Below are 25,589 nucleotides of genomic sequence, written 5' to 3' on the forward strand. Positions count from 1 at the left end.
CCCGGCCCCTTCGCCGCCCCCTCCCCGCCCGTCCCCGCGAGTAGACTCCGAAGGGGTACGCGTGCCTGTGCCGGAGGTCGAGTTGACCGGTTCCGCTGGGGGCTCGGGGGCGGGGGCGAAGGTGTCCGGGGGCGGGGCGGAGTCCGGGTTCGCGGGGTTGGCGGCGGAGAACCGGCGGCTGCGCGGGGAGCGGGCGCGGGCGCATCTGCTCGATCTGGCGACCGGGGTGCTCGCCGTGCAGCTGGGGGTTTCCACGGGCGATGCGGCCGAGCACCTGACGGCCCTCGCGGGGGCCACCGGGATGACGGTCGAGGACCTCGCCGCGGACGTCGTGAACTCCGTCGCCGGACCCCGGGCGGCGGAAGGACTGGGGGTGCCCCCGCCCGCGTCGCCGCTGCCCGCCCGCCGGAGCCGCCGTACCGCCGCCGTCGTCGAGACGGCCGAGGACGTCGCGGCGGCCGCCCAGGCGCTGCTCGACGGCGGGCTCGGGCCGCTCGGGGCGGACAGCGTGTGGTTGTGGCGGCTGGTCGAAGGCGGGTGTCTGCGGCTCGCCGGACACGCCGGGGTGGGGGCGGCGGAGGCCGCGGCCTGGTGGTGGATCCCGCCCGCCGCGCCGGAGCCGATCCGGGCCGTGCTCGACGGGAACGCGCCCGTGTGGCTGCCCGAGGGCCCGGCCGCCGGCGCCGCCCTGCCCGGCGCCGGCGAGGGCGCCGCACGGGCCGTGCTGCCACTGCGCCGGCGCGGTACGACCGAGGGCGTCGCGCTGGTCGGCTGGCCCGGCCCCGTGACCTTCGACCCGACGCTGCGCCGGGCCGTCGGCGGCCTGATGGACGTGGCCGGCGCGCTCCTGGACCGGCCGGACGGCGAGGAGGCCGGCGCCCCCGTCCTCGTCGACCTGCTCGACGCGCTGACCCACCCGGCCGCCCTGCTCCGTACCGGTGAGGCCACCGGAACCCCGGTCGTGGAGGTGGAACACGTCAACGAGGCCGCCGTCACCGCCCTCGGCGGCACCCTCCCCGCCGACGACCCCTCCCTCGCCCGCGCCTTCCCGCACGCGCACACCGAGCTCGCCCGGCTGGTCCGCCGCGCCCGCCACACCCGCCGCCCCGGCCACGCCGCCCGGCTGCCCGCCGGGCCGCCGGCGGACGGCCCCGGCCCGCTGCTCGACATCCGCGTGCTGCCCGCCGGACCCGACCGCGCCGTCGTCCTCTGGCACACCACCGGCGACCCCGGCCTGGCCACCGGCCGCGCCGTCGCCCGGCTGCAGAGCGTCGCCACCTTCCAGGACAGCCTGACCGGCGGCGACACCGTGTGGTCGGAGCAGGCGTACGGCATCTTCGGCATGGCCCGCGACGAGGCCCCGCTCCCGCTGCTCGCGCTGCGCGCCCGCATCCACCAGGAGGACGGCGAGGCCCTGACCGCGCTGCTCAGGACGCTCACCGAGCGCCGTACGGGCGCCCAGACCGTCCTGCGGACCGTGCTGCCCGACGGCTCCGTGCGGCATGTGCGGGTCGCGGCGGAACCGCTCCTCGACGGCGACACCGTCACCGGCTTCGTCGGCGCCTACCAGGACGTCTCCGCGACCCGCCGCACGGAGCTCGCCCTGACCGCGACCTTCGACCGGCTCACCGCCGTCCGCGACCAGGCCGAGCTGCGCCACCAGGTCGCCCTCCAGCTCCAGCAGGCGATCGTCCCCGAGGCGACCGCCCTGGGCGAACTCCCCGGCGGACTCACCGTCGCCGCCCGCTACCGGCCGGCCGCCGAGGAGTACCAGGTCGGCGGCGACTGGTACGACGTCCTTCCGCTGCCCGGCGGCAAGGTGCTGCTCGCCGTCGGCGACATCGCCGGACACGGCATCGACTCCGTCACCGGCATGGTCTCCCTCCGCAACGCCCAGCGCGCCCTCGCCTTCACCGGCCGCCCGCCCCACCAGCTGATGGGCTGGCTCAACGAGGTCACCCTCCGCACCGGCGGCGGCTCCACCGCCACCGCCGTCTGCGCCCTGTACGACCCCGAGGACGGCGGGCTCGTCTGGTCCAGCGCCGGCCACCTTCCGCTGCTGCTGATCCGGGACGGCCGGGCCCGGCTCCTCGAACCGCCGCAGGACGTCCTCCTCGGCGCGGTGCCCTCGTACGCGTACGAGGAACGCCGCACCGCCCTGCGCCCCGGCGACACCCTGCTGCTCTACACCGACGGCCTGGTCGAGCGCCGGCACGAGGGCCTCGGCCCGGGGCTCGCCCGGCTGCTCGCGGTCGCGACCCGGGTGGCGGGCCGGGAGAGCCCGGAACTCCTCGTCGACGCGCTGCTCGCCATGGCCCTCGGGGACACGGACGACGACACGAGCGTGGTCGCGGTGCGCGTCCGGCGCCCGGAGGAGACGGCCGGCGGCGAGGAGCCCGGTCCGCGGTGGCTCAGTCCTCCAGCCGGCGGCGGATCCTGACCATCAGCTCCGCCTCGTCGACCGGCTTGGCGACGTAGTCGTCGGCGCCCGCCTCCAGGGCGCGGGCCCGGTCGCCCGGCATGGCCTTCGCGGTGACGACGATGATCGGCAGACCGGCCCGGCCGGGCATCCGCCGGATCTCCTCGATCGCACGGTAGCCGTCCATGCCGGCCATCATCACGTCCATCAGGACGAGCCGGACCTCGTCGTGCGCGGCGAGCAGTTCGATGGCCCGACGCCCCCCGTCCGCGGTCAGCACCCGCAGCCCGTGCGTCTCCAGGACCTGGGTGAGCGCGAAGACGTTACGGAGGTCGTCGTCCACGATCAGGACGGTCGCCGCCGCGGGCGCCGGCGTCGGGGCGGGGGCCGCGCTCTCCGCCTCCTCGTCCGTCCCGGTCTCGGCGCGGGCGGCCGGTCCCGGGGCGGCCGGGCCCGCCGCGGCCGGGGCCGCCTGCTCCGGGAGGTGGAAGGTGAAGCGGCTGCCCCGCCCCGGGGTGCTCTCGACCTCGATGGTGCCACCCAGGAGGGTGGCCACCTCGCGGCTGATGGAGAGGCCGAGGCCCGTCCCGCCGTACTCGCGCGACGTCGTCCCGTCGCCCTGCTGGAACGCGTCGAAGATGTGCCGCAGCCGGTCCGCCGGGATGCCCACCCCGGTGTCCGCGACCCGGAAAGCCAGCACCGGCCGCCCGTCCCGCAGCGCGGCCGGCACCTCGTCGGGCGGCGTGCGCTCGACGGTCAGCGACACCTCGCCGACCTCGGTGAACTTCAGCGCGTTGGAGAGGAGGTTGCGCAGCACCTGCCGCAGCCGCGCCTCGTCGGTGGTCAGCCGCTCGGGTACGTCGGGGGCCACGGACACGCCGAAGTCCAGGCCCTGCTGGTCGGCGACCGGGCCGAAGGTGGCCTCCAGATACTCCAGGAGCTGGGACAGCGCGAACGGTTCGCGCCGCACCTCCATCTTGCCCGCCTCCACCTTCGACAGGTCCAGGATGTCGTTGATCAGCTGCAGCAGGTCCGAACCGGCCGAGTGGATGACCTCCGCGTAGTCGACCTGTTTCTCCGTCAGATTCCCCTCCGGGTTCTGCGCGAGCAGCCGGGCCAGGATCAGCAGACTGTTGAGCGGGGTGCGCAGTTCATGGCTCATGTTGGCCAGGAACTCCGACTTGTACATCGAGGTGCGGGACAACTGCTGGGCGCGCGCCTCCAGTTCCTGCCGGGCCTGCTCGATGACCCGGTTCTTCGACTCGATGTCCTGGTTGCGCTCGGCGAGCAGCTCCGCCTGTTCCTGCAGTTCGGCGTTGGAGCGCTGGAGCTCGCGCTGCCGGGCCTGCAACTCCAGGGTGCGGGAGCGGAGTTCGTCGGCGAGGCTGCGGGACTGGGCGAGCAGTTCGTCGGTGCGGAGGTTGGCGACCAGCGAACTCAGCACGGCGCCCGCGCTCACCACGAACCGGTCCAGGAAGTCGCGTTGCAGCGCGCCGAAGGGCCGCAGGGAGGCGAGTTCGACGGCGCCGAGGACCTGGTCCTCGACCACGATCGGCAGCACGATCAGCGCGGCCGGCTCGCCGGTGCCGACGGCGGAGGACACCGTCGCGTACCCCTCGGGCACCGGATCGACGAGCAGTACGCGCCGGTCCCGCGCCGCCTGTCCGACCAGCCCCTCGCCGGTCCGGAAGCGGCGCGGCGGATCGCCGGGGGCGACCGGCAGACCGTACGAGGCGGCCATGACCAGATCGGGGCCCGCACGCGACTCGGCGGCGGGTACGTCGACGGGCCCGGCGCCCCGCTCGCCGCCCTGCTCGGCCCCGTGCTCGCCGACCGGCGCGTCGGCGGTCAGGAAGAAGGCTCCGTACTGGGCCGAGACCAGCGGCGGCACCTCCGCCATGATCAGCTCCGCGATCTCCGGCAGCCCGCGGGTGCCCTGCAGCAGCGCCGTGATCCGGGCCAGATTGGTCTGCAGCCAGTCCTGTTCCTCGTTGGCGCGGGTGGTCGCGCGCAGCGACTCCACCATGGCGTTGATGTTGTCGCGGAGCTCGCCGACCTCGCCCGGCGCCTCGACGGTGATGGAACGGGTGAGGTCGCCCTCGGCGACCGCGCTCGTGACCTCGGCGATCGCCCGGACCTGACGGGTCAGGTTCCCGGCCAGCTCGTTGACGTTCTCGGTGAGCCGCATCCAGGTCCCGGAGACGCCCTCCACCTCCGCCTGACCGCCGAGCTGGCCCTCGGTGCCGACCTCGCGGGCCACCCGGGTCACCTCGGCGGCGAAGGACGACAGCTGGTCGACCATCGTGTTGATGGTGGTCTTGAGCTCCAGGATCTCGCCGCGCGCCGACACGTCGATCCGGCTGGTCAGATCGCCCTGGGCGACGGCGGTGGTCACCTGCGCGATGTTGCGGACCTGGTTGGTCAGGTTGTCCGCCATCGAGTTGACGTTGTCGGTGAGGTCCTTCCAGGTGCCGGACACCCCGCGCACCCGGGCCTGGCCGCCGAGCTTGCCCTCGGTGCCGACCTCGCGCGCCACCCGGGTCACCTCCTCGGCGAACGAGGAGAGCCGGTCGACCATCGTGTTGATGGTCTCCTTCAGCTCCAGGATCTCGCCGCGCGCGTCCACCCGGATCTTCTGCGTGAGGTCGCCGCGGGCCACGGCGGTCGCGACCTGCGCGATGGACCGCACCTGGGAGGTGAGGTTGTCCGCCATCGTGTTCACACCGGTGGTGAGCTCCCGCCACACCCCGCTCGCCCGTGGCGCGCCCGCCCGCCCGCCGAGCAGACCCTGCCCGCCGACCTCGCCGGCCACCCGGGTGACCTCGGCGGTCAGCAGCGACAGCCGGTCGACCATGTCGTTGTAGACGGTCGCGATCTCCCCCTGCACGCCCTCCGCGCCCTCGGGCAGGCGTACGGACAGTTCCCCGTCCCGTACGGCGGTCAGCCCGGCGAGCAGCCGCCGCAGCCCCTCCTCGGCGGACCCGGAATCGGGCCGGTGCCCGTCCCGCTCGCCGTCGTGCGGGCCGTCGTGCTCGCCGTACTCGCCGTGGGGTGCTGGTGTGCGTTCTGCCATGAGGGCCTGCCCGGGCGGGGTCGGACGCCCCGCCCATCCACTCTAGGACCCGCCAGGTCCGGAAGCCTCCGGGAACAGGTCCACCTGGAACCAGACCGTCTTGCCGTCCTGCCCCCGGGGCACCGTGCCCCAGCGCGCGGCGAGCCGCTGGAGCAGATAGAGCCCGTGTCCGGAGGAGCGGTAGGCCCGGTGCGGGCCGTGCGGCCGCGGCCGGTCCGGGTTGGTGTCGCTGACCTGCACCCACAGCGCACGGTCGGTCCCGTCGAGGCGCAGCTCGCTCGGCACGCCGCCGTACGTGTGCGCGTTCGTGACGACCTCGGAGACCAGCAGCAGCGCGTCCGCCACCGCCCGCGTGTCCGGCGCGTCCGCGGGCCCGAACCAGGCGCTCAGCGCCCGCCGGGTCGCCTCCCGGCAGGCGGCGACGACGCCCGGCCCCGGTGGCATCCCCGTCAGGTCGTACCTGAGGGACCGGCCGCGGCCGCGGCCACGGATCTCCTTGGCGTGCGTGAGGGACATACGCTGCGGCTTTCCGCTGCCCGGAGCGGCAAACGGGAGCCGCGCAGGGCGGGGGCGCCGGGCGCTCGGGCGCTCGGGCGGAGTCAGTCCCTCCGCCAGGGCGGCCGGGACGGGCGGGTGACCTCCACCCACACGATCTTCCCGAGGGCGCCGTCCGCCTTCGGCGCCGAGCCCCAGGCCCCGGCCAGCCGGTCCAGGACCATCAGCCCGTGCCCGCCGGGCAGCGCCGGAGAGCGGGGCGCGTGCGGTCGGGGCGGGTCCGGACTCCCGTCGGCCACTTCGAGCCGCAGCCGGCCGTCGGCGTGCCGCAGCACCAGCTCCTCGGGCCCGGCGGTGTGCAGACACGCGTTGGTGACCACCTCCGACACCATCAGGAGTACGTCCTCGGCGCGTTCGCGCCCCTCCGGCGTGGTCGCGGGCAGCCACCCCCAGTCGCGCAGCGCGGCCGCCGTGAAGTCGCGGCAGCGGGTCACGGCGCCGGTGGTGGTGCCGAGGAGGAGCCGCCGGACCTGGGCGCCGGCGAAGGCATCGACGAAGGGGTCGGAGAGGGAATCGGAGAAGGCGGCCGCGTCCGGTGGCCGGTCGCCGTCGTCTTCCCGCCCCCTCATGACCCCTCCGGGGCCGGGGCGTCCGCGAGGGCGCTCGCGACGGTCTCGTAGACCCGGAAGACCGATCGCGCTCCGGTGATCTCGAACATGCGGTCCACCGGCGGTCGCAGTCCCGCGAGGTCGAGGCGTCCGCCGGCCTCGGTCATCCGCAGCCGGGCGCGGAGCAGCACGTTCAGACCGGTGGAGTCGCAGAAGCTCAGCTCGGAGCAGTCGACGACGATCCGGAATCCGTCCCTGCCGCTGCCGTCGCTCCCGTCGTGCGCCGTGAGGGCGTCCCGGAGCGGGCCCGCCGTGTCGTGGTCGAGTTCGCCCGCGAGGGCGAGGACGACGGTGTCGGGGCGCCGTCCGTTCAGCTCCCGGACGTCGAGCCGTCCGGCGAAGTCCTCCGCCCGGTCCATGGCCTCCATGCGGTGCCGGCCTCCTTCCGGTCCGGTCTGTACGTCCTGCGTTATGCGTCCTGCGTTGTGCGCTCTCCTTCTGCGTCCATGATCAGGCGAAGCCGAGCACCGCGCGATCCTTGACGATGGTGAACAGCCGCAGCGTCCCCGTCATCGCGAACAACTGCTTCAGCTGCCGCGGCACCGGTCCCGCGAGCACGAGCCGGCCGTGCGCGAAGTGGGCGGTCAGCAGCTCGTGCAGGAACGACGAGTCGCCGAAGCCGATCTGCGAGATGTCGAGGACGGTCTGCCGGCAGCCCGAGTGCCGGGCCTCGGTGAGCGCCCGGCGCAGACAGTCGATCGTGTCGACGTCGAACTCCCCGGTCGCCGCGAGCACCACGGTGCCCGGTGCCGGGGAGGGTTCGCGCACCACCCACGCCGTCCCCGCAGAGGCGCGGTAGGTCCGCGGCTCCTGACCGGCGGGAGCCGGGTTCCGCTCCCCGCCCTGGGACGGCACGAAATCCACGGGGACCATTGCGGCACCTCCGCTGGGCGCCTGCCCCGATCCGGCCTGCTCATGCGGCCCGGGGCGGGCGTGGGCCGGGCCGGCTCAGGGGCGCAGCGGCTCGCTGAGTTCCACGGCGCGCAGGGCCGCCGCGAGCGAGAGCTCGTCGGGGAAGTCGAGGGCCGTGTCGGTCAGCTTGATCACGTGCTCGTCGCCGTGCGCGAGGGCGCGCTCGAAGACCTCCTCGGGGGTGCGGGAGCCGGGCGGTGCGGGGACGACGGCCTCGGCCGGCGCGTACATCGCGGTCACCGCCGCCGACGCCGTCCACGCGGCGTGCAGGCTCGGCGCCCACAGGTCGCGGGGGAGTGCGGGCAGGGTGCGCAGGACGGCGTTGGGCGCGGTGGCGGCGTGGACCAGCATGGTCTCCTCGCCGTGGCCGTGGGTGGCGTAGCGGTGGGTCGCGGCGCGCACGAGTTCGGTGAGCCGCTCGTACGCCGCGTCCGGCCCGGTCACGGACGCCGCCCAGACCGGCAGCTCCCCGACCCGCCCGAGCCGGTCGGGGAAGCTCCCCTCCTGCCCGGCGATGCGCGGTACGGCGTCGAGCGCGGCGGAGGCGGTGGCGCCGTCCGCGCCCGGCCGCGGGGTGACGCCGGTGACGGGGCGGTGCCGGGCGGCCCAGTAGCCGAGGCCGTGCGCCAGCTCGGTGAGCCGCGGAGCGGTGTGGTCGTCGCCGTCCGCGAGCAGGGTGCGTACAGCGTGCCCGACGCGGATCACGGGGTGCGTCGAACCGCCGTACATCCCGGGCAGCAGCCGCGGCCACCACTCGGCGAGCACGTCCCGCCACGGGCGCTCGGCCAGCTCCCGGCCGAAGTGCCCGATCCAGTCGGCGGCCCGCCGCGGGTCGCCCAGCGCCTCCCGCCAGTCCTCGCCGGTGACGGGCGCGACCCCGGCCGGGAACTCCTCCAGCTTCGGCGCGTACGCGTCGAGCCACCGATGCACCGTCCGCCCCTCCCCGCGCGTGGCCAGCGCCTCCACGGCCATCGGCGCGTGATTGGTGAGCCGCCCGAGCCGCCCGAGCCGCTCGGGCCCGCTGGAGTGCAGCCGCTCCAACGCCTCGTCGAGGACGCCGGTGCGGTCGGTGCTGTGCCTGCCTGTCGTCTCCATACGGGGGACCGTAGGCCGCGCGGGCCGGGCGGCGGAACGGGCTCAAGTCCTAGGCCGGGAACCGCCGCCGGGCCTAGGCCGGGTCCTGGGGTGAGTCCTGGGGCTTCGGCGCGTATCGAGGTACTTCTGGGACCTCGCCCGTACATCGCCGGCCCGAACGCCACACGCCCGGACACCCGTTCGTGGTTCGTGCGTTCCGTACGAAGAAATTTCTCGTGCGGGTGGAGTGGCGGGGGAAAAGGCCGTCGCACGCCCCATGGCGCGCCGGGACTCGCGATCATGCCGGGGTGATCAATTCCGTACCCCCACAGGACCTCAACCACCCCGCCCCGCGCCGCACTTCGCGCCGCCGGGCGCTGCTCGTCGCCGCGCTGTGTCTGCTGCCGGCGGCCGTCGCCGCCCCGGCGGGTCAGGCGAGCGCCGCGCCCGGCGCGCCCGCCGCGCCGCGGCCGGCGGTGACGGCGGGGGAGGCGGTGGCCTCCGCGCGGCTCGCCGCGATCCGCCAGGACCCGGCCGCGCTGCAGGCCTTCTTCCGGGCCATGCCCAAGGGCGGTGAGCTGCACAACCACCTCTCCGGCGCGGTCACCACCGAGTATCTGATCGAGCTCGCCGCCGAGGACGGCCTCTGCATCGACACCAAGACGATGACGGCCGTCGCGCCACCGTGCGGCCCGGGCACGCGCCCCGCCGCCGACGCGCGCACCGACGGCGCCTTCCACGACGCGCTCGTACGCGAGTGGTCGATGCAGGACTTCCCGCCCGGCGGCAACGGCCACGACCACTTCTTCGACACCTTCGGCAAGTTCGGCGAGGTGACCTGGCGGCACCGCGGCAAGCTGCTCGCCGAGTTCGCCGACACCGTGGCCGAGCAGAACCAGTTCTATCTGGAGACCATGGTCAGCCCGGCCTCCGACAGCGCGAAGAAGCTCGCGGGCGAGGTCGGCTGGGACGCCGACCTGGCCCGGATGCACAGCAAGCTGGTCGCCGGCGGCAAGCTCGACAAGGTGGTCGCCGAGGCGCGCAAGGAGGCCGACGCCGGTGACGCGGAGTTCCGCACGGAGGCCCGCTGCGCCACCGACGCGCCCCGCCCCGGCTGCGGGCTGACGGTCCGCTGGATCTCCCAGGTCTCGCGCGGCAGCACCGACGAGCGGGTCTTCACGCAGATGGCGCTCGGCATGCGGCTCGCCGAGGCCGACCCGCGCTTCGTCGCGGTCAACCTCGTGCAGCCCGAGGACTGGGACACCTCCCTGGCCAACTACCGCACCCAGATGCGGATGCTGCAGTACCTGCGCGGTGTCTACCCGAAGGCCCACGTCACCCTGCACGCGGGCGAGCTGTGGCCCGGTCTCGTCAAGCCCGAGCACCTCACCTTCCACATCGGCGAGGCGGTGAACACGGCCGGCGCCGAGCGCATCGGGCACGGCGTCGACCTCGTCCACGAGGACGACTGGCAGCGGGTCGCCGACACCATGGCCGCGCGGCGGATCGCCGTCGAGGTGCCGTTCACCAGCAACGCGCAGATCCTCGGCGTCAAGGGCGCCGACCACCCCTTCGAGACGTACCGCGCGCACGGCGTCCCGGTCGTCCTCGCCACCGACGACCCGGGCGTCTCGCGGATCGACATCACCCACGAGTACCGCTACGCCGCCGAGACGTACGACCTCGGCTACCGCGAGCTGAAGGACCTGGCCCGCGCCTCCCTGGAGTTCGCCTTCCTGCCCGGCGCCAGCATCTGGCAGGGCAACCCGACGCGTGACGGCTACCGCCTCGCCGGTGCCTGCCGCCACGACGAGCCGGGCTCCGAGCGGCTGCGCCCCGCCTGCCGCCGGCTCCTCGACGCCAGCCCCAAGGCCGCCGTCGAGTGGCGCCAGGAGGCCGCGTTCGGCGCCTTCGAGCACCGCGTCGCGACGGGCTCCGTGGGCAGCTGACCCACCGGCCCATCCGGTACGTCCGCCCCGTCGTCCACCACCCCTCCCCGGGGCGGGCGGCGGGGCGGCGTCACTCCGGAGGCCCGCCGGCGCCGGGCGTGCGTCCCCGTCCCGCCGGTGGCGGTGGGCGTCCCGGCGGCGCGGTGCCCTTTCTCCCTGCGGATGTCCGCCGGTGGATCGGCGGGCTACCCTCTGGCCGGTCAACCGCGTTCCGTCAGAAGGGGGTTCGACCGCCATGACCGCGTCGTCCCGTGCCTCGATGCTCGACCTGCTCTCGGCCGACGGCCCCGACCCGGACCATGCCGAGGCGCTGATGCTCTACGGCCGGCTCGTCGGCACCTGGCGCGTCGAGAACCGCTACCGGTTCCCCGACGGGGAGTGGCGCACCGCGGCGGGCGAGTGGCGGTTCGGCTGGACGCTCGGCGGACGGGTCGTGCAGGACGTGCTCCACTGCCCCGACTTCCACGGTCCCTACCCCGGCACCACGGTGCGGATGTACGACGTGACCACCGGGCTGTGGCAGATCACCTGGTTCTCGCCGAAGCTGCCCTCGTACTTCTCCCAGACGGGCCGCCCCGACGGCGCCGGCGGCATGATCCAGGAGGGCACCGACGCCGAGGGCAGGCCCTCGCGCTGGACCTTCGGCGACGTCACGCCGGACTCCTTCCACTGGCAGGGCTTCGTCGCCACGCCCGACGGCGGCTGGGACCTGTTCCAGGAGATGCACGCGTCCCGGGACGGGGGTCAACCGATCGGCTGACCCCGGGGTCGGCCGGCCGGGGCCGCGACAGGGGCCGGCGGGCGGACCGGGCGGGGTCGCCGGCGGACCCAGGATGGATGACGGAGCGGGACGGCGCAGCGCCTCCCGGGCCGCGACCACCATCACGAGGAGTCATCCACCATGAAGAAGATCTTGATGCGGGCCCGTGTCCTGACCGGCGGCGCCACCCTCGTCGTCCTCGGCGCCGGCTCCTTCGGTGCCGTCTCGGCGAACGCCGCCACGCCCGCCGCCGCCCCGGCCGGTCGTCGCCAAGGCGGACGCCGAGGGCGACAACACGCGCCAGACGACCCACCTGACGATCGAGGCCGCGACGAAGGCCGCGCAGGCCGCCCTGAAGGCCGCCGAGAAGGAGAACCAGCGGGTGTCGGTGGCGGTCGTGGACCGCGACGGCAACACCGTCGTGACCCTGCGCGGCGACGGCGCGGGCCCGCAGTCCTACGAGTCGGCCGTGAAGAAGGCGTACACCGCGGTCTCCTGGAACGCCCCGACCTCCGAGCTGGTCAAGCGCCTCACCAACGCGCCGACCCTGAAGGACATCCCCGGCACCCTCTTCCTCGCCGGCGGCGCCCCCGTCGCCGCCAAGGGCGCCCCTATCGCGGGCATCGGCGTCGCGGGCGCGCCCTCCGGCGACCTGGACGAGAAGTTCGCCCAGGCCGGCGTCGCCGCCCTCAACTGAGGTAATGAAAAGAGGACTTGGCCGACTCAGGCGCTCGTGAGGATCACGAGCTGCCGGGTCGCCCGGGTCATCGCGACATAGCGGTCGACGGCACCCTCGACGCCGGTGCCGAACCGCTCGGGGTCGACCAGGACCACCAGGTCGAACTCCAGGCCCTTCGACAGCTCCGGGGTGAGCGAGAAGACCCGCTCCCTGCCCCGCACCACGGGACCGCCGATGACGCAGGCGGTCCCTTCGGCGTGCTCGGCCGGCCACGCGTCCAGGATCCCGTCCAGGTCCGTGACCGGGCCGTGCACCACGGGGACGCCGGAACGGCGCACCGAGGTCGGCACGTTGGCGTCGGGCAGCGCGGCCCGGATGGCGGGCTCGGCCTCGGCCATCACCTCTTCCGGCGTACGGTAGTTGATGCTCAGCGAGGCCATCTCGACCCGGTCCAGGCCGACCCGCTCCAGGCGCTCCCGCCACGACTCGGTGAAGCCGTGCCGGGCCTGCGCGCGGTCGCCGACCGCTGTGAAGGAGCGCGACGGGCAGCGCAGCAGCAGCATCTGCCACTCGGCGTCGGTGAGTTCCTGCGCCTCGTCGACCACGATGTGCGCGAACGGCCCGGCGAGCGCGTCCCGTTCGGAGCCCGGCAGGACGCTCTCGTCGACCAGGCTGACCTTCGCGTCCTCGCCGCGCAGCATCCGTACCAGGCCCTCGCCGTCGTCCCCGTCCGCGCCGGAGTCGGCGGCCGCCGCGATCAGGTTGTCGACCACCGCCGACATCTCCCGGCGCTGGTCGGCGAGCGCCTGCTCGTAGCGGCGCAGCCGCAGCCCCGCCTCCGGGTCGCCGAGCCGCTGCCGCGCCGCGTCAAGGAGCGGCAGGTCGGAGACCGTCCACGCCCGGGCGTCCGCGCGCTGCAGCAGCCGCACCTCGTCCCGCGACAGCCACGGTGCGCAAAGACGCAGATACGCCGGTACGGACCAGAGGTCGCCCACCAGGTCGGCCGGATCGAGCACCGGCCAGGCCCCGTGCAGCGTCTCGGCCAGCTCCCGGTCGGCGCGCAGCGCCCGGCGGAACGCCTCCTCGGCCACCTCGGTGTCCTCGTCCAGCTTCTCCAGGAGCAGACTGCCCAGCTCCGCCCAGATCCGCTCGCGGGCCTCGTTGTGCGGCACGCCGTCGGCGGCCTCGAAGGCCTCCGCCCAGTCGTCGGCGGTGAGCCGCAGCTCCGCCCACGGGGTGCTGACGGTCAGCGCCTGCGTGGGCGCCTCCTCGTAGAACCGCACCGCGAGCTCGATCGAGCGCACCATCTCGGCGGAGGCCTTCAGCCGCGCCACCTCCGGGTCGCTCTCCGGCACCGCAGCGGCGCCCTCGGGGACCAGGTCGCGCACCGTGCAGGTGCGCACGCCCTCCTCGCCGAGGCTGGGCAGCACGTCGGAGACGTACGCCAGATACGGCCGGCTCGGGCCGACGAAGAGGACGCCGCCGCGCCGGTGCCCGAGGCGCGGGTCGGAGTAGAGCAGATGGGCGGTGCGGTGCAGGGCGACCACGGTCTTGCCGGTGCCCGGGCCGCCGTCGACGACCAGCGCGCCGCGCGAGCCGGCCCGGATGATCGCGTCCTGGTCGGCCTGGATCGTGGCCAGCACGTCCCGCATGCGCTCGGAGCGGTTGGAGCCGAGGCTCGCGATGAACGCGGACTGGTCGTCGAGCGCCGCGTGCCCTTCGAGGCCGTCGGCGCTGAACACCTCGTCCCAGTAGTCGTGGATCCGGCCGCCGGTCCACTGGTAGCGGCGGCGGCTGGCCAGGCCCATCGGGCGGGCGTGGGTCGCGGCGAAGAAGGGTTCGGCGGCCGGCGAGCGCCAGTCGACGAGCAGCCGCCGCCCGGCGGCGTCGGTGAGGCCGAGTCGCCCGATGTAGACGGGCTCGGTGGAGTCGGGGCCGGCGGAGCCCGTTCCGGCCGGGTCCGCGGGGACGATCCGCCCCAGGCACAGGTCCAGGCCGAAGCGGCGCAGGGTGCGCAGCCGGGCGGTCAGCCGGTGGATCTCGTTGTCCCGCTCCATCGCCTCGCGGCCGATCCCGCCCGGCGCCCTGCGCAGCACGGCGAGCCGGTCCGACAGCTCGGCGATCGACTCCTCCAGGCTCTCGGCGACGGCCGCGAAGTGCTGCTCGTCGGCGGCGATCAGTGCCGCGGCGGCCTTGGGGGAGTGGTGGTCGGACAGATTGAACGCGGACGTATGCGTACGCACGTGGTGAAGCTCCCATTTCCGCAGGTTCCGGCGTCAGGAGAGCGATTGTGCGGCAGCAGGGGGGCCTTGCCGCAAGGCCCCCCATGCGCTATAACTTAAGAGTGGCGAGGAGAGCGTTCCTCGCCTCTTCTGTTGTACGGGCCGGGATCACGCCTGCTCGGTCGCGAGCAGCGCCCAGATCTGAAGAGCGCGCCGCCCTCCAGTCCTGAGGGCTGGGATCGGGCGCCGGATCGGGCGACGGGTCCGGGTGGTGCGGCCGGCCGGTGACGGGCGTCCGCACCCCTGGTGAACGCTGCCCAGCCCAGGCGAGCGCCAACGGACGTGCCCAGTACGGCCGTCGGCGATGCCGGTGTGTCACGGCGGATCACGGCTGGGGAAAGCGGCCACCGCCGACGCCGGTTCCCCCGACGGACGCCTCGTCCTCGCCGGCGCGACCGACGACCACGGCTGGGGCTGAGCACCGGCGTGCTCGCCCAGTACTGGACTCCCTGAGCCGTCAGCCTCGCGGTGGCGCCGTGCTCGCACCCGGCACCAGGCCCGGCAGGAGCAGCCGAGGTGCGGGCGGCACGGCGCCGGGCGGGGTGGCGAGGGCCAGGTCCACGGCCTGGCGGGACATCTCGCGCTTCGGCAGCACCACCGAGGTGAGCGTCGAGCGGGACAGCAGGCCCTCCGGGGTGTCGTCGTGGGCGACCAGCGAGAGGTCGTGCGGGACCGAGCGGCCCAGGGCGCGGGCCGCCTCCGTGGCCGCCGCGGCCAGCACGTCGTGGGTGGCGAAGAGCGCGGTGGCCCCGGGGTGGGCGCGCAGGGCGGCGAGCGCCGTGTCGAGGCCGGCGCGGAAGGCCGGGGCCGGGGCCAGATGGACGGGGGAGTCCTCGCGGAAGGCGCGCCGGAAGCCCTCGACGCGTACGGAGTGGGCGGGGCTCGCCAGGATCACCGCCCGCTCGTGGCCCAGCTCGCGCAGATGGCGGCCGGCGAGCCCGCCGCCGTACGCGTAGTCGATGGTGACCACCGGGAAGCCGGGCGGCACCGGCGCCTCCCACGCGCACAGCACCACCGGGAAGCGGGCGTCCGCGAGCAGCGGCAGATGGCCGGTGAGCCCCTGGTCCCCGGCGATCAGGAGCGCGTCCACCGAGCGGCTGGTGAGCCCCGCCAGATGGCGGCGGGCCCGCTCGCCGTCCCGCCGGGTCGTGCAGAGCAGCAGATGGTGACCGCGCTCCTCCAGGGCGTCCTCGACCTCCTCCACGACGTCCGCGTAGAACGGCGCCGACACCGTCGGCACGAAGAGGCCCACCGTGCGCGTGCTGCCCGTCGCCAGCGAACGGGCCACCAGATTGGGTACGTAACCGAGTTCGGCGATCGCCGCGCGCACCCGCGCCTCGGTGGCCGGGCGCACCGCCACCCGTCCCGTCACGACGTTCGACACGGTCTGCTTGGTGACGCCGGCCCGTTCCGCCACCTCCCGCATGGTCACCATGGCGTCGCACCGTAGCCCGGCCGCCAACCGCGGTCAAGGGACGGTGATTTCACGGACGCGACTGCGCCGCGCCTCTTGTTTTACCGGTCAAATGAGCTCTATCGTCCGTGGCCGTTCGGCAACTCCGGCCCCCGCCCAGGGAGTTCACGTGCATCCTCCACGCTGCGGCAGGCTCCTGAGCCTGCTCGCCACCACCGCGCTCGCCGCCGCTTCCCTCGCCGTCACCGCCCCCACCGGCTCCGCGGCCCCGGTCTCGACCCCCGCCCCGGCCCCCGCCACGAGCCAGGACACCTACACCGTCACCGTCGGTGCCAAGGGCTCCTGGACCCACCCCGACGACACCCCCGCCAGTCCCTACACCGACAAGGACGGCACCTTCTACTTCCAGCAGGCACACGCCCTCTACGGCGCGAACGACTCCCGCCAGTGGAACTTCTTCACCGGCGCCGACCTCGACACCGCCACCCGCTCCGGCGCGCTGAGCGACGCCGTCAACCCGAACAACAGCAACGACCGCAACAACGACACCACCTGGCGCTGCAACAACAGCCCCACCGGCGTCGAATCCACCAACGCCCCCGCCGGCAGCGGCTACGCCCACCGCAACTACTGCGACCTCACCGGTCTGTGGGTCGACCCCGACACCGGCGACTGGTACGGGCTCGTGCACAACGAGTTCACCCCGCAGCCCTTCGCCGACGGCATCCACTACGACGGCATCGACTACGCCGTCTCCCGCGACCAGGGACGCACCTGGACCGTCAAGGACCACGTCATCACGTCCCCGTACAGCACCAGGCGCGGCGACACCGCCGCCTTCCCCCAGCAGACGTACCACTACGGCACCGGCGACCCCCGCCTCTTCACCGACACCGCCTCCGGCTACTTCTACGTCTTCTACGGCTCGCGCATCGTGAACAAGGGCGGCGGCTGGGCCGCCTTCTACGGGCACGTCGCCCGCGCCCCCATCGCCTCGAAGATGGCCCCCGGCTCCTGGCAGAAGTGGTACGACGGCGCCTGGTCCCAGCCCGGCGTCGGCGGCCGCGAGAGCACCATGGTCCCCGTCGGCACCAGCAGCACCGGCTACGTGCCCACCGACCAGGAGTACGACCCGGCCACCCCCGGCACCGTCAGCCAGCAGGTCGCCGCCGGGCAGACCCCGCCCACCTCGCCGCTCTTCGTCATGGACATCACCTACAACGCCCACCTCGGGCTCTACATCGGCGAGCCGCAGGCCGTCGACCAGAGCGGCAAGGCCCCGCAGGAGCTCTACGCCACCGACGACCTCACCACCCAGAAGTGGTTCCGGCTCGGCGACACCGGCGGCTACACCACCGCGTCCTGGTACCGCTGGTTCCTCGACTCCGGCAACCGCACGAACTCCGGCATCGTCGGCCGGGACTTCCGCGCCTACTGCTCCTTCGGCTGCTCCGGCGGCGCGAGCAGCGAGTACGTCAACCTGCGCATCGACAGCAGCCGGCCCGCCGCGCCCGTCGACACCACCAGGACCTACCGGATCGGCAGCGCCGGCGGACGCGTCCTCGCCCAGGTCCAGGGCGGTACGGGCACGACGTCCGTGGCCGCCCCCACCGGCTCGGCCCTCGAGTCCTGGACCTTCACCGCCAAGGGCGACGGCTCCTACCGCATCGCCAACGCCGCCACCGGGCAGTTCCTCGGCGTCGCCGCCACCGGCCCGGCCACCCGCGCCTGGGGCACCCGGCCCACCGTGACCGCCCCGGCCGGCGGGACCGCGGCCACCGGCCAGGAGTGGTTCGTGATCCGCGGCGCCTCGGCCGCCGACAACACCCCCACCGGCACGTACCGCCTGGTCAACCGCTACAGCGGGCTCGTCCTCGGCCTCTCCGGCGACCCCGCGCGGCCGGCCGCCGAGACCACCCCGGCCCGCAGCTGGACCGACACCACCGGCAGCCCGGTCGGCGCCGGCCGCGGCGCCGCCGAGCAGACCCTGAGCCTCACCGCGACCGGCACCGCGCCGCCCGCCCTCGACGGCGTCCGCACCCTCACCACCGTCTCGGGCGGAAAGACGCTCGACGACCCCGACAGCAGCAGCGCCAACGGCACCCAGCTGATCACCTGGAGCCCGAACGGCGGCGCCAACCAGAAGTGGACCCTCACCCGGCAGACCGACGGGAGTTACGAGCTGCGCAACGGCTCGTCCGGGAAGTGCGCCGACATCGAGGGCGGGTCCACGGCCGCCGGCGCCCGGGTCATCCAGTGGACCTGCCACGGCGGCGCCAACCAGCGCTGGACCATCCTGCGCCTGCCGTCCGGCGGCGGCTACACCGTCGCCTCCGTCGGCAGCGGACTGCTCCTGACCACCGCCTCGACCGGCGACGGCGCCCGCGTCACCCAGCAGCCCGACACCGGATCCGGCCTCCAGCAGTGGACGATCACATGAGGTCCTGGCCCTGGCCCGAGTCCTCGTCCCGGGGCAGCTCCTGGGTCGCCCAGATCGTCTTCCCCCGGGCGGCGAACCGGGTGCCCCAGCGGCCCGCGAGATGCATCACCAGGAACAGCCCGCGCCCGCCCTCGTCGGTGGGCTCGGCGAGCCGCATGTGCGGGGTGGTGCTGCTGCCGTCGGTGACCTCGCAGATCAGCTCGCGGTCGCGCAGCATCCGCAGCGACAGGGGCGGCAGCCCGTAGCGGATCGCATTGGTGACGAGCTCGCTGACGATCAGTTCGGTGGCGTCGGCGAGCTCGTCGAGCCCCCAGTCCGCCAGCTTCCGTACGGCGAGGGCGCGGGCCTCGGCGACCACCGTCGGGTCGTGCCGCAGCGGCCACTCGGCGATCCGGTCCGCGCCCAGCCGGCGGGTGCGGACCAGCAGCAGGCTCGCGTCGTCCACGCTGCGCGGGTCGTGGCGCTCGCCGAGCGCGTACACGACGTCGTCGCAGAGCTCCGCCGGCGTCCGGCCCGCCCGGCCGAGCACCGTCCGCAGCGTCGCGCGGCCCTCGGCCGCCGAACGGCCCCGGCCCAGGACCAGACCCGCGGAGTAGAGGGCCAGCAGACTGCCCTCGGCGAGCTCCGCGGTCGCGACGGAGAAACCGCCGCCCCCGCCGAGCGGCGGCCCCGGCCGGATCTCCGACACCTGACTCCGCCCGTCCGGGCCGAGCACCAGCGGCACCGGATGCCCCGCGCTCGCGCCCCGGCAGCGCCCGGACACCGGGTCGTACACGAGGTAGAGACAGGTCGCCGACGGGGGCTCGGCCTGCGTCGACGTGGCCCCGCCCTCCGGTCCGACCTCCCGCGCCAGCCGTACGGTCACCTCGTCGAGACCGGACAGGAGCTCGTCCGGGGCGGGGTCGCGGGCCGCGAGCGCCCGCGCGGCGGTCCGCAGCTGGCCCATGGTCGCCGCCGCTTCGATGCCCCGCCCGGCGACCGTGCCGACGGTCAGCCCGACCCGCGCCCCGGAGAGCGGGATGACGTCGAACCAGTCCGCCCCGTCGTCGCCCGGCAGATGCACGTGCGCCGCCTCCACGCCCGTCAGCTCCGGAGGCGCGGACGGCAGCAGCCGGCGCTGCAGGGCGGTGGCGACGGTGCGCTCGCGGGTGTAGGCGTGGGCCTTGTCGATGCCGAGCGCCGTGAGCGTGGCGAGCTGTTCGGCGAGCTGCAGGTCGTCCCCGTCGAAGGGCTCGGGGCGGGTGGTGCGCAGGAAGACCGCGATCCCGAGGGCTGTGTCGTGCACCACGAGCGGCGCGGCGATCAGCGAGTGCGCGCCGGCGCCGAACGTCTTCGCCCCCGGGGTGCCGGCGGCGAGCCGGGGGACGAGACGCGGCCGCAGATCGGCGAGAGCCTGGGAGCACGGGGTGGGGAAGGGGAGCTCGACGAGCGCGCCCGGTGCGACGTCCCCGGCCGAGCCGTCGGCGGCGCGGAACGCGGCACGGCGCAGCGGGCTGCCCGGACCGACCCGGCCGGGCCGCAGCCGGCGCCCCTGGGACACCTCGCCCAGCACGTCGACGATCACGACGTCGGCGAGGTCCGGCACCGCCACCGCCGCAAGCTGCTCGGCCGTGGCGGTCTCGTCGAGGCTCGTGCCGATCCGGCGGTGCGCCCGGTGCAGGACCTCCAGGCGGGCCAGGGCCTGCTCGCGGTCGGTGACGTTCTCGGCGAGCGCGGCGAGTCCGAGCACCTTGCCCGAGGAGTCCGTGAGCCGGAACAGGGACGCGGACACGGCGATCTCCTCGCCGTCGCCGGGGTCGGGCCCGCCGGGGCGCCGCCCGCGCAGCAGGATGCCGAGCGCCGACTCGCCGGTCTCCAGGACGCGCCGGGCGGTCGAGATCAGCTCGTCCGTGGCGAGTCCGGGGGCGAAGCCGCCGATCCGGTGACCGAGCACCCGTTCCTCCGGCACCTGCCGCATGCCGTGCGCCGCGTGGTTGAAGCGCGTCACCCGCAGCTCCGGGTCCACCAGGAACAGGCCCACCGGCGCCTGGGTGAAGAGGGCGTCCAGAAGCGCCGCCTCGGCCGCCCGTTCCTCGGCCCCGCGCTCCGCATCGCCCACCGTCGCCACCACCTCCGGCTCGCCGGGCCGCCGTGTGCCCCGCAAGACCACGATGGCAGCCGCCGGGCGCGCGGCAAGTCGGCGCCGGGTCGCCCCCGGCACCATGGGTGGTGCCGGGGCACGAGGCTCACCCGTTCGGCCGAGAGCGTCAGCCTCCGGACCCCAGCGCCCCCAGGATCCGCTCGGCCGCCAGCGTCGCCGTCAGCTCGCCGTCCCGGACCCGCCGCTCCACCTCGGGGGTGAGGGCGCGGACCGCCGGGTCGGCGTGCAGGCGGTTCAGGAGCTCGTCGCGGACCATCGACCAGGCCCAGTCGACCTGCTGGTCGCGGCGCCGGGCGTCGAGGCGGCCGGTCGCGTCCAGGAGTGCGCGGTGCTTCTCCAGGCGCTCCCACACCTCGTCGAGGCCGGTCGACTCGCGGGCGCTGCAACTCAGCACCGGCGGCGTCCAGAAGGCCTCCTTGCCGTGCATGAGACGCAGCGCGCCCGCGAGTTCGCGTGCGGCGGCGCGGGCGTCGCGCTCGTGCGGGCCGTCGGCCTTGTTGACCGCGACCACGTCCGCCAGCTCCAGGACGCCCTTCTTGATGCCCTGCAGCTGGTCGCCGGTGCGGGCCAGGGTGAGCAGCAGGAAGGAGTCGACCATGTTCGCCACGGTCGTCTCCGACTGCCCGACGCCGACCGTCTCGACCAGCACGACGTCGTAGCCGGCGGCCTCCATCACCACCATCGACTCACGGGTCGCCTTGGCGACACCGCCCAGCGTGCCCGCGCTCGGCGAGGGCCGCACGAACGCCGCCGGGTCGACCGCGAGCCGCTCCATCCGGGTCTTGTCGCCCAGGATGGAGCCGCCGGTACGGGTCGAGGACGGGTCGACTGCGAGCACCGCCACCCGGTGCCCGAGGCCGGTCAGCATGGTGCCGAAGGCGTCGATGAAGGTCGACTTGCCGACCCCCGGCACCCCGCTGATCCCGATCCGCCGGGCCCGGCCGCTGTGCGGCAGCAGCCGGGTCAGCAACTCCTGGGCGAGCGCCCGGTGTTGCGGCCGGGTGGACTCGACGAGGGTGATGGCGCGCGCCACGAGGGCGCGCTTCCCGTCCCGTACACCCTTCTCGTACGTGTCGATGTCGATGGCCATGGATCAGGCGTCGTGTCCCGCGACGGCGTCCTGTCCCGGGCCCGCCTCGTGCCCCAGGCCGGCCGCGAGCCGGCGCACCAGGTCCGCGGCGGCGTCCGGGATCACCGTGCCGGGCGGGAAGACCGCGGCGGCACCCATCTCCAGGAGCGTGGGCACGTCCTGGGGCGGGATGACCCCGCCGACCACGATCATGATGTCCTCGCGGCCCTCCGCGGCCAGCTCGTCCCGCAGCGCGGGGACGAGCGTGAGGTGGCCTGCCGCCAGGGACGAGACGCCCACGATGTGGACGTCCGCCTCGACGGCCTGCCGGGCCACCTCGGCCGGCGTCTGGAACAGCGGGCCGACGTCGACGTCGAAGCCCAGGTCGGCGAAGGCGGTCGCGATCACCTTCTGGCCGCGGTCGTGCCCGTCCTGGCCCATCTTGGCCACCAGGATGCGGGGACGCCGGCCCTCGTTCTCCTCGAAGGAGTCGACGAGCGCGCGGGTGCCGTCCACGGACGGGGACTCGCCTGCTTCGTTGCGGTACACGCCGGAGATCGTACGGATCTGGCCCGCGTGCCGCCCGTACACCTTCTCCAGGGCGTCCGAGATCTCGCCGACAGTCGCCTTGGCGCGGGCCGCGCGCACCGCCAGTTCGAGCAGGTTGCCCTCGCCGCCGGCGGCCCGGGTGAGGTCGTCGAGCGCGTCCTGGCAGGCCCGCTCGTCGCGCTCGGCGCGCAGCCGGCGCAGCTTCTCGATCTGCTGGGCGCGGACCGAGGAGTTGTCGACCTTGAGGACGTCGATCTGCTCGTCGCCGTCCACCCGGTACTTGTTGACGCCGATGACCGGCTGCCGGCCGGAGTCGATCCGCGCCTGGGTACGGGCCGCGGCCTCCTCGACGCGCAGCTTCGGGATGCCCGCGTCGATGGCCTGTGCCATGCCGCCGGCCGCCTCGACCTCCTGGATGTGCTGCCAGGCCTTGCGCGCCAGGTCGTAGGTGAGGCGCTCCACGTACGCGCTGCCGCCCCACGGGTCGATGACCCGGGTGGTGCCCGACTCCTGCTGGATGAGCAGCTGGGTGTTGCGGGCGATGCGCGCCGAGAAGTCGGTCGGCAGGGCGAGCGCCTCGTCGAGCGCGTTGGTGTGCAGCGACTGGGTGTGGCCCTGGGTCGCCGCCATCGCCTCCACGCAGGTGCGCGTGACGTTGTTGAAGACGTCCTGCGCGGTGAGCGACCAGCCCGAGGTCTGCGAATGGGTCCGCAGGGAGAGGGACTTGGCGTTCTGCGGGTCGAACTGCTTGACCAGCTTGGCCCACAGCAGCCGGGCCGCGCGCAGCTTGGCGACCTCCATGAAGAAGTTCATGCCGATCGCCCAGAAGAACGACAGGCGCGGCGCGAACGCGTCCACGTCCAGGCCCGCCTCGCGGCCCGCCCGCAGGTACTCCACGCCGTCCGCGAGGGTGTACGCCAGCTCCAGGTCGGCCGTCGCACCGGCCTCCTGGATGTGGTACCCCGAGATGGAGATGGAGTTGTAGCGGGGCATGTTCTTCGAGGTGAAGGCGAAGATGTCGGAGATGATCCGCATCGACGGCTTCGGCGGGTAGATGTAGGTGTTGCGGACCATGAACTCCTTGAGGATGTCGTTCTGGATGGTCCCCGCCAGCTTCTCGGCCGGCACACCCTGCTCCTCGGCGGCGACGATGTACAGCGCGAGCACGGGCAGCACCGCGCCGTTCATCGTCATCGACACCGACATCTTGTCCAGCGGGATGCCGTCGAAGAGCTGCCGCATGTCGTAGATCGAGTCGATCGCCACGCCCGCCATGCCGACGTCGCCGGTCACGCGCGGGTGGTCGCTGTCGTAGCCGCGGTGGGTCGGCAGGTCGAAGGCGACCGACAGGCCCTTCTGGCCGGCCGCCAGGTTGCGCCGGTAGAAGGCGTTGGACTCCTCGGCGGTCGAGAAGCCCGCGTACTGCCGGATCGTCCACGGCTGGTTGACGTACATCGTCGGGTACGGGCCGCGCAGATACGGCGTCACGCCCGGGTAGGTGCCGAGGAAGTCGACGTCCTCCAGGTCACGGCCGGTGTACAGCGGCTTGACGCCGATGCCCTCCGGCGTCTCCCACAGCAGGTCGTCGCCGCCCGAGGCGCGCTTGACCGCGGCACGCCAGTCGTCGGCGCTGCCGGCCGGGGTGGGGGATCCGAGGTCGATCCCGGTGAAGTCGGGGATTCCCATCAGGACACTCCCATGCGGTCGAGGGTGGCGGAGAGCACGGCGACGGCGTCGCACCCCGCGAAGACGTACGAGTCGGCGTCCGGGTACGCGGCCGGGCGCCCGGCGAGCACCACGTGCCCGGCACCGGCGGCGCGGAACGCGGCGGCCTCCTCGGCGGCCCGCTCCTCGTACACCGCGTCGCTGGAGCACAGGCACACCTCGGCGGCGCCGCTGTCCTCGAACGAGCCCTCGGTGACCGGCTCGATGCCACCTGCCTGGAACAGGTTCGCGGCGAAGGTGAGGCGCGCGGTGTGCGCGGCGGCCGGGCCGAGCGCGGCCAGATAGACCCGCGGCCGGGCGCCGGTGGCGGCGAGATGCGCGTCGGAACGGGCGCGCAGCGCCTCGAAGGCCTCGTCGCGGCGGACCCGCGGCAGACCCCCGGTGGGCTCGGCGGGCGCCGGCTCGCGCACCACCGGCTTCTCCGCCAGGTGCGGGAACTCGCTGACCCCGGTGACCGGTTCGCGGCGCTTGGCGAGCGCCTTGGACCGCTCGGCCCAGGTGGCGCTCAGCCGCTGCTCGATCCAGCCGGAGCGCAGCGCGGCGGCCTGGCCGCCCTGCCGCTCGATCTCCTGGAAGAACTCCCAGGCGGCGTGGGCGAGTTCGTCGGTCAGCGTCTCCACGTACCAGGAGCCGCCGGCCGGGTCGATGACCCGGGACAGGTGCGACTCCTCGATCAGGATCGTGGAGGTGTTGCGGGCGATCCGGCGCGCGAAGGCGTCCGGCAGACCGAGCGCGTGGTCGAAGGGGTGCACGGTGACCGACTCGGCGCCGCCGACACCGGCGGCGAGGGTGGCGACCGTGGTGCGCAGCATGTTCACCCACGGGTCGCGGGCCGTCATCATCACCGGCGAGGTGACCGCGTGCTGGAGCTGTGCCCCGGCCGCCGCCGCGCCGGACGCCTCGGCGACCCGCGCCCACAGGCGACGGGCGGCGCGCAGCTTGGCGATGGTGAGGAACTGGTCGGCGGTGGCCGCGTAGCGGAACTCCAGCTGGCCGAGGGCCTGCTCGACGGTGAGGCCGCCGTCGGTGAGCGCGCGGAGGTAGGCGACGCCGGTGGCGAGCGAGGCGCCGAGCTCCTGTGCGGCGGAGCCGCCGGCCTCGTGGTACGGCAGGGCGTCCACGGTCAGCGCCCGCAGCCCCGGGTACGTCTCGGCGCAGCGGCGGGCCAGCGCGACGGCGCCCGGGAGACCCTCGGGGTCGTACGGGGTGCCGGTGCGGGCCTCGGTGCCGAGCGGGTCGGCGCCCAGGTTGCCGCGGGCGGCGTCGGCGGCGACGCCCCGCCGCCCGTACAGCGCGAAGAGCTCCTCCGCGGCGGCGGTGGTGTCGGCGCCGGCGTCCAGGACGACGGGCGCGAGGTCGAGGTAGACCCCCTCCAGGACCCGGCCGAGGGCGTCCACCGGGATGCCGTCGGCACCGACGGTCAGCCACAGCGAGGTGACGCCGTTCTCCAGGTCGGTGAGGACCGCCTCGGCGTCCGCCGTGCGGTGGCGCTGGCGCACGTCCCAGCCGCCCGCCGTGTTGCCCTCGGCGCGCCCGGAGCGCACGAAGGGGGCGAAGCCGGGCAGCCCGGGATCGGGCACGCCATCGGCGTCGGTGTACAGCGGCCGGGCCTGTACGCCGTCCTCCAGCTGGGTGGAGAGCGCGTCCTCGGCCTCGGTCTCGGGAACGTCCTTGCCCGACCTGCTCAGTACGCCCGCCACGAGGCGCTGCCACTGCGCATGGGTCGCTGCGGGGAACTCGGCGGCCAGAGAGAGGCCGTCGTCAGGCAGCACAGTCATGGTCGGAGCCTAGGTTGTCACGCATACGAGCAGCAGCGTGATCAGCTGTGACCTTGACCTCGCCGGATTTCCCTTGATCCCGGGTGACGGTCGTGCTGGGCGGGAAACAGGGGGGTGTCAAGGGGTCGGTACGGGTTGTGGCGGACCCGCGGCTCGGTCCTGC

Annotated in this window: 16 protein-coding genes and 1 pseudogene; 5 read left to right on the top strand and 12 right to left on the bottom strand. The window is 74.4% G+C overall.

All coding sequences use genetic code 11. The features are described from left to right. Positions 1-61 precede the first annotated feature (61 nt). Entirely contained in the window at positions 62-2,440 is a 2,379-nt protein-coding gene (locus KV205_RS33205) for a SpoIIE family protein phosphatase (protein WP_265868610.1), read from the top strand. On the opposite strand, the gene KV205_RS33210 is transcribed toward KV205_RS33205, so the two are convergent. The 6 genes from KV205_RS33210 to KV205_RS33235 all read right to left on the bottom strand — a co-directional run bounded on the left by KV205_RS33210 (position 2,412) and on the right by KV205_RS33235 (position 8,662). Next, the gene (locus KV205_RS33210) at positions 2,412-5,492 is read right to left on the bottom strand and encodes a HAMP domain-containing protein (RefSeq protein ID WP_265868612.1); all 3,081 of its coding nucleotides are present in this window, start codon (positions 5,490-5,492) and stop codon (positions 2,412-2,414) included. The genes KV205_RS33205 and KV205_RS33210 overlap by 29 nt on opposite strands. A 42-nt stretch (positions 5,493-5,534) precedes the next feature. Further along, positions 5,535-6,008: an ATP-binding protein gene (locus tag KV205_RS33215; RefSeq protein WP_265868613.1), complete on the bottom strand. Its 474-nt coding sequence runs from the start codon at positions 6,006-6,008 to the stop codon at positions 5,535-5,537. An 83-nt stretch (positions 6,009-6,091) separates the two neighbouring features. Further along, positions 6,092-6,616 (bottom strand): ATP-binding protein, encoded by a 525-nt coding sequence (locus tag KV205_RS33220; RefSeq protein WP_265868615.1) that lies wholly within the window; start codon positions 6,614-6,616, stop codon positions 6,092-6,094. Next, positions 6,613-7,014: an STAS domain-containing protein gene (locus tag KV205_RS33225; RefSeq protein ID WP_265868674.1), complete on the bottom strand. Its 402-nt coding sequence runs from the start codon at positions 7,012-7,014 to the stop codon at positions 6,613-6,615. The genes KV205_RS33220 and KV205_RS33225 overlap by 4 nt, the downstream gene beginning before the upstream one ends. A 91-nt stretch (positions 7,015-7,105) precedes the next feature. Next, the gene (locus KV205_RS33230) at positions 7,106-7,528 is read right to left on the bottom strand and encodes an STAS domain-containing protein (protein WP_265868617.1); all 423 of its coding nucleotides are present in this window, start codon (positions 7,526-7,528) and stop codon (positions 7,106-7,108) included. 75 nt (positions 7,529-7,603) lie between these two features. Beyond that, entirely contained in the window at positions 7,604-8,662 is a 1,059-nt protein-coding gene (locus KV205_RS33235; RefSeq protein WP_265868619.1) for a questin oxidase family protein, read from the bottom strand. A 356-nt stretch (positions 8,663-9,018) separates the two neighbouring features. Here KV205_RS33235 and KV205_RS33240 point away from each other — a divergent pair, with 356 nt between their 5' ends. From KV205_RS33240 to KV205_RS33250, 3 genes and pseudogenes are all read left to right on the top strand, one after another. Then, entirely contained in the window at positions 9,019-10,590 is a 1,572-nt protein-coding gene (locus KV205_RS33240) for an adenosine deaminase (protein ID WP_265868675.1), read from the top strand. 235 nt (positions 10,591-10,825) lie between these two features. Then, positions 10,826-11,350, top strand: coding sequence for a hypothetical protein (locus tag KV205_RS33245; protein ID WP_265868620.1), 525 nt, complete (start codon positions 10,826-10,828; stop codon positions 11,348-11,350). Between the two features lie 141 nt (positions 11,351-11,491). Continuing rightward, positions 11,492-12,047: pseudogene (locus KV205_RS33250) on the top strand (heme-binding protein). 26 nt (positions 12,048-12,073) lie between these two features. On the opposite strand, the gene helR reads toward KV205_RS33250, so the two are convergent. Together helR and KV205_RS33260 are read right to left on the bottom strand one after the other, a co-directional pair. After that, a complete protein-coding gene (gene helR / locus KV205_RS33255) occupies positions 12,074-14,272 on the bottom strand; it encodes an RNA polymerase recycling motor ATPase HelR (RefSeq protein ID WP_265868621.1) in 2,199 nt (732 codons plus the stop codon). Between the two features lie 496 nt (positions 14,273-14,768). Next, a complete protein-coding gene (locus KV205_RS33260; protein WP_265868623.1) occupies positions 14,769-15,746 on the bottom strand; it encodes a LacI family DNA-binding transcriptional regulator in 978 nt (325 codons plus the stop codon). 148 nt (positions 15,747-15,894) lie between these two features. Here KV205_RS33260 and KV205_RS33265 point away from each other — a divergent pair, with 148 nt between their 5' ends. Continuing rightward, positions 15,895-18,165, top strand: coding sequence for an RICIN domain-containing protein (locus KV205_RS33265; RefSeq protein ID WP_265868625.1), 2,271 nt, complete (start codon positions 15,895-15,897; stop codon positions 18,163-18,165). Here KV205_RS33265 and KV205_RS33270 read toward each other — a convergent pair. From KV205_RS33270 to KV205_RS33285, 4 genes are all read right to left on the bottom strand, one after another. Continuing rightward, positions 18,158-20,308: a SpoIIE family protein phosphatase gene (locus KV205_RS33270; RefSeq protein ID WP_265868626.1), complete on the bottom strand. Its 2,151-nt coding sequence runs from the start codon at positions 20,306-20,308 to the stop codon at positions 18,158-18,160. The genes KV205_RS33265 and KV205_RS33270 overlap by 8 nt on opposite strands. A 103-nt stretch (positions 20,309-20,411) precedes the next feature. Next, complete coding sequence (meaB, locus tag KV205_RS33275; RefSeq protein ID WP_265868627.1) at positions 20,412-21,395, bottom strand: methylmalonyl Co-A mutase-associated GTPase MeaB; 984 nt, start codon at positions 21,393-21,395, stop codon at positions 20,412-20,414. A 3-nt stretch (positions 21,396-21,398) separates the two neighbouring features. Beyond that, a complete protein-coding gene (scpA, locus tag KV205_RS33280; RefSeq protein ID WP_265868629.1) occupies positions 21,399-23,609 on the bottom strand; it encodes a methylmalonyl-CoA mutase in 2,211 nt (736 codons plus the stop codon). Beyond that, a complete protein-coding gene (locus KV205_RS33285; protein WP_265868631.1) occupies positions 23,609-25,426 on the bottom strand; it encodes a methylmalonyl-CoA mutase family protein in 1,818 nt (605 codons plus the stop codon). The genes scpA and KV205_RS33285 overlap by 1 nt, the downstream gene beginning before the upstream one ends. Between the last annotated feature and the right edge of the window lie 163 nt (positions 25,427-25,589).

This window comes from Streptomyces sp. SKN60 (assembly GCF_026236535.1).
GTDB lineage: Bacteria > Actinomycetota > Actinomycetes > Streptomycetales > Streptomycetaceae > Streptomyces.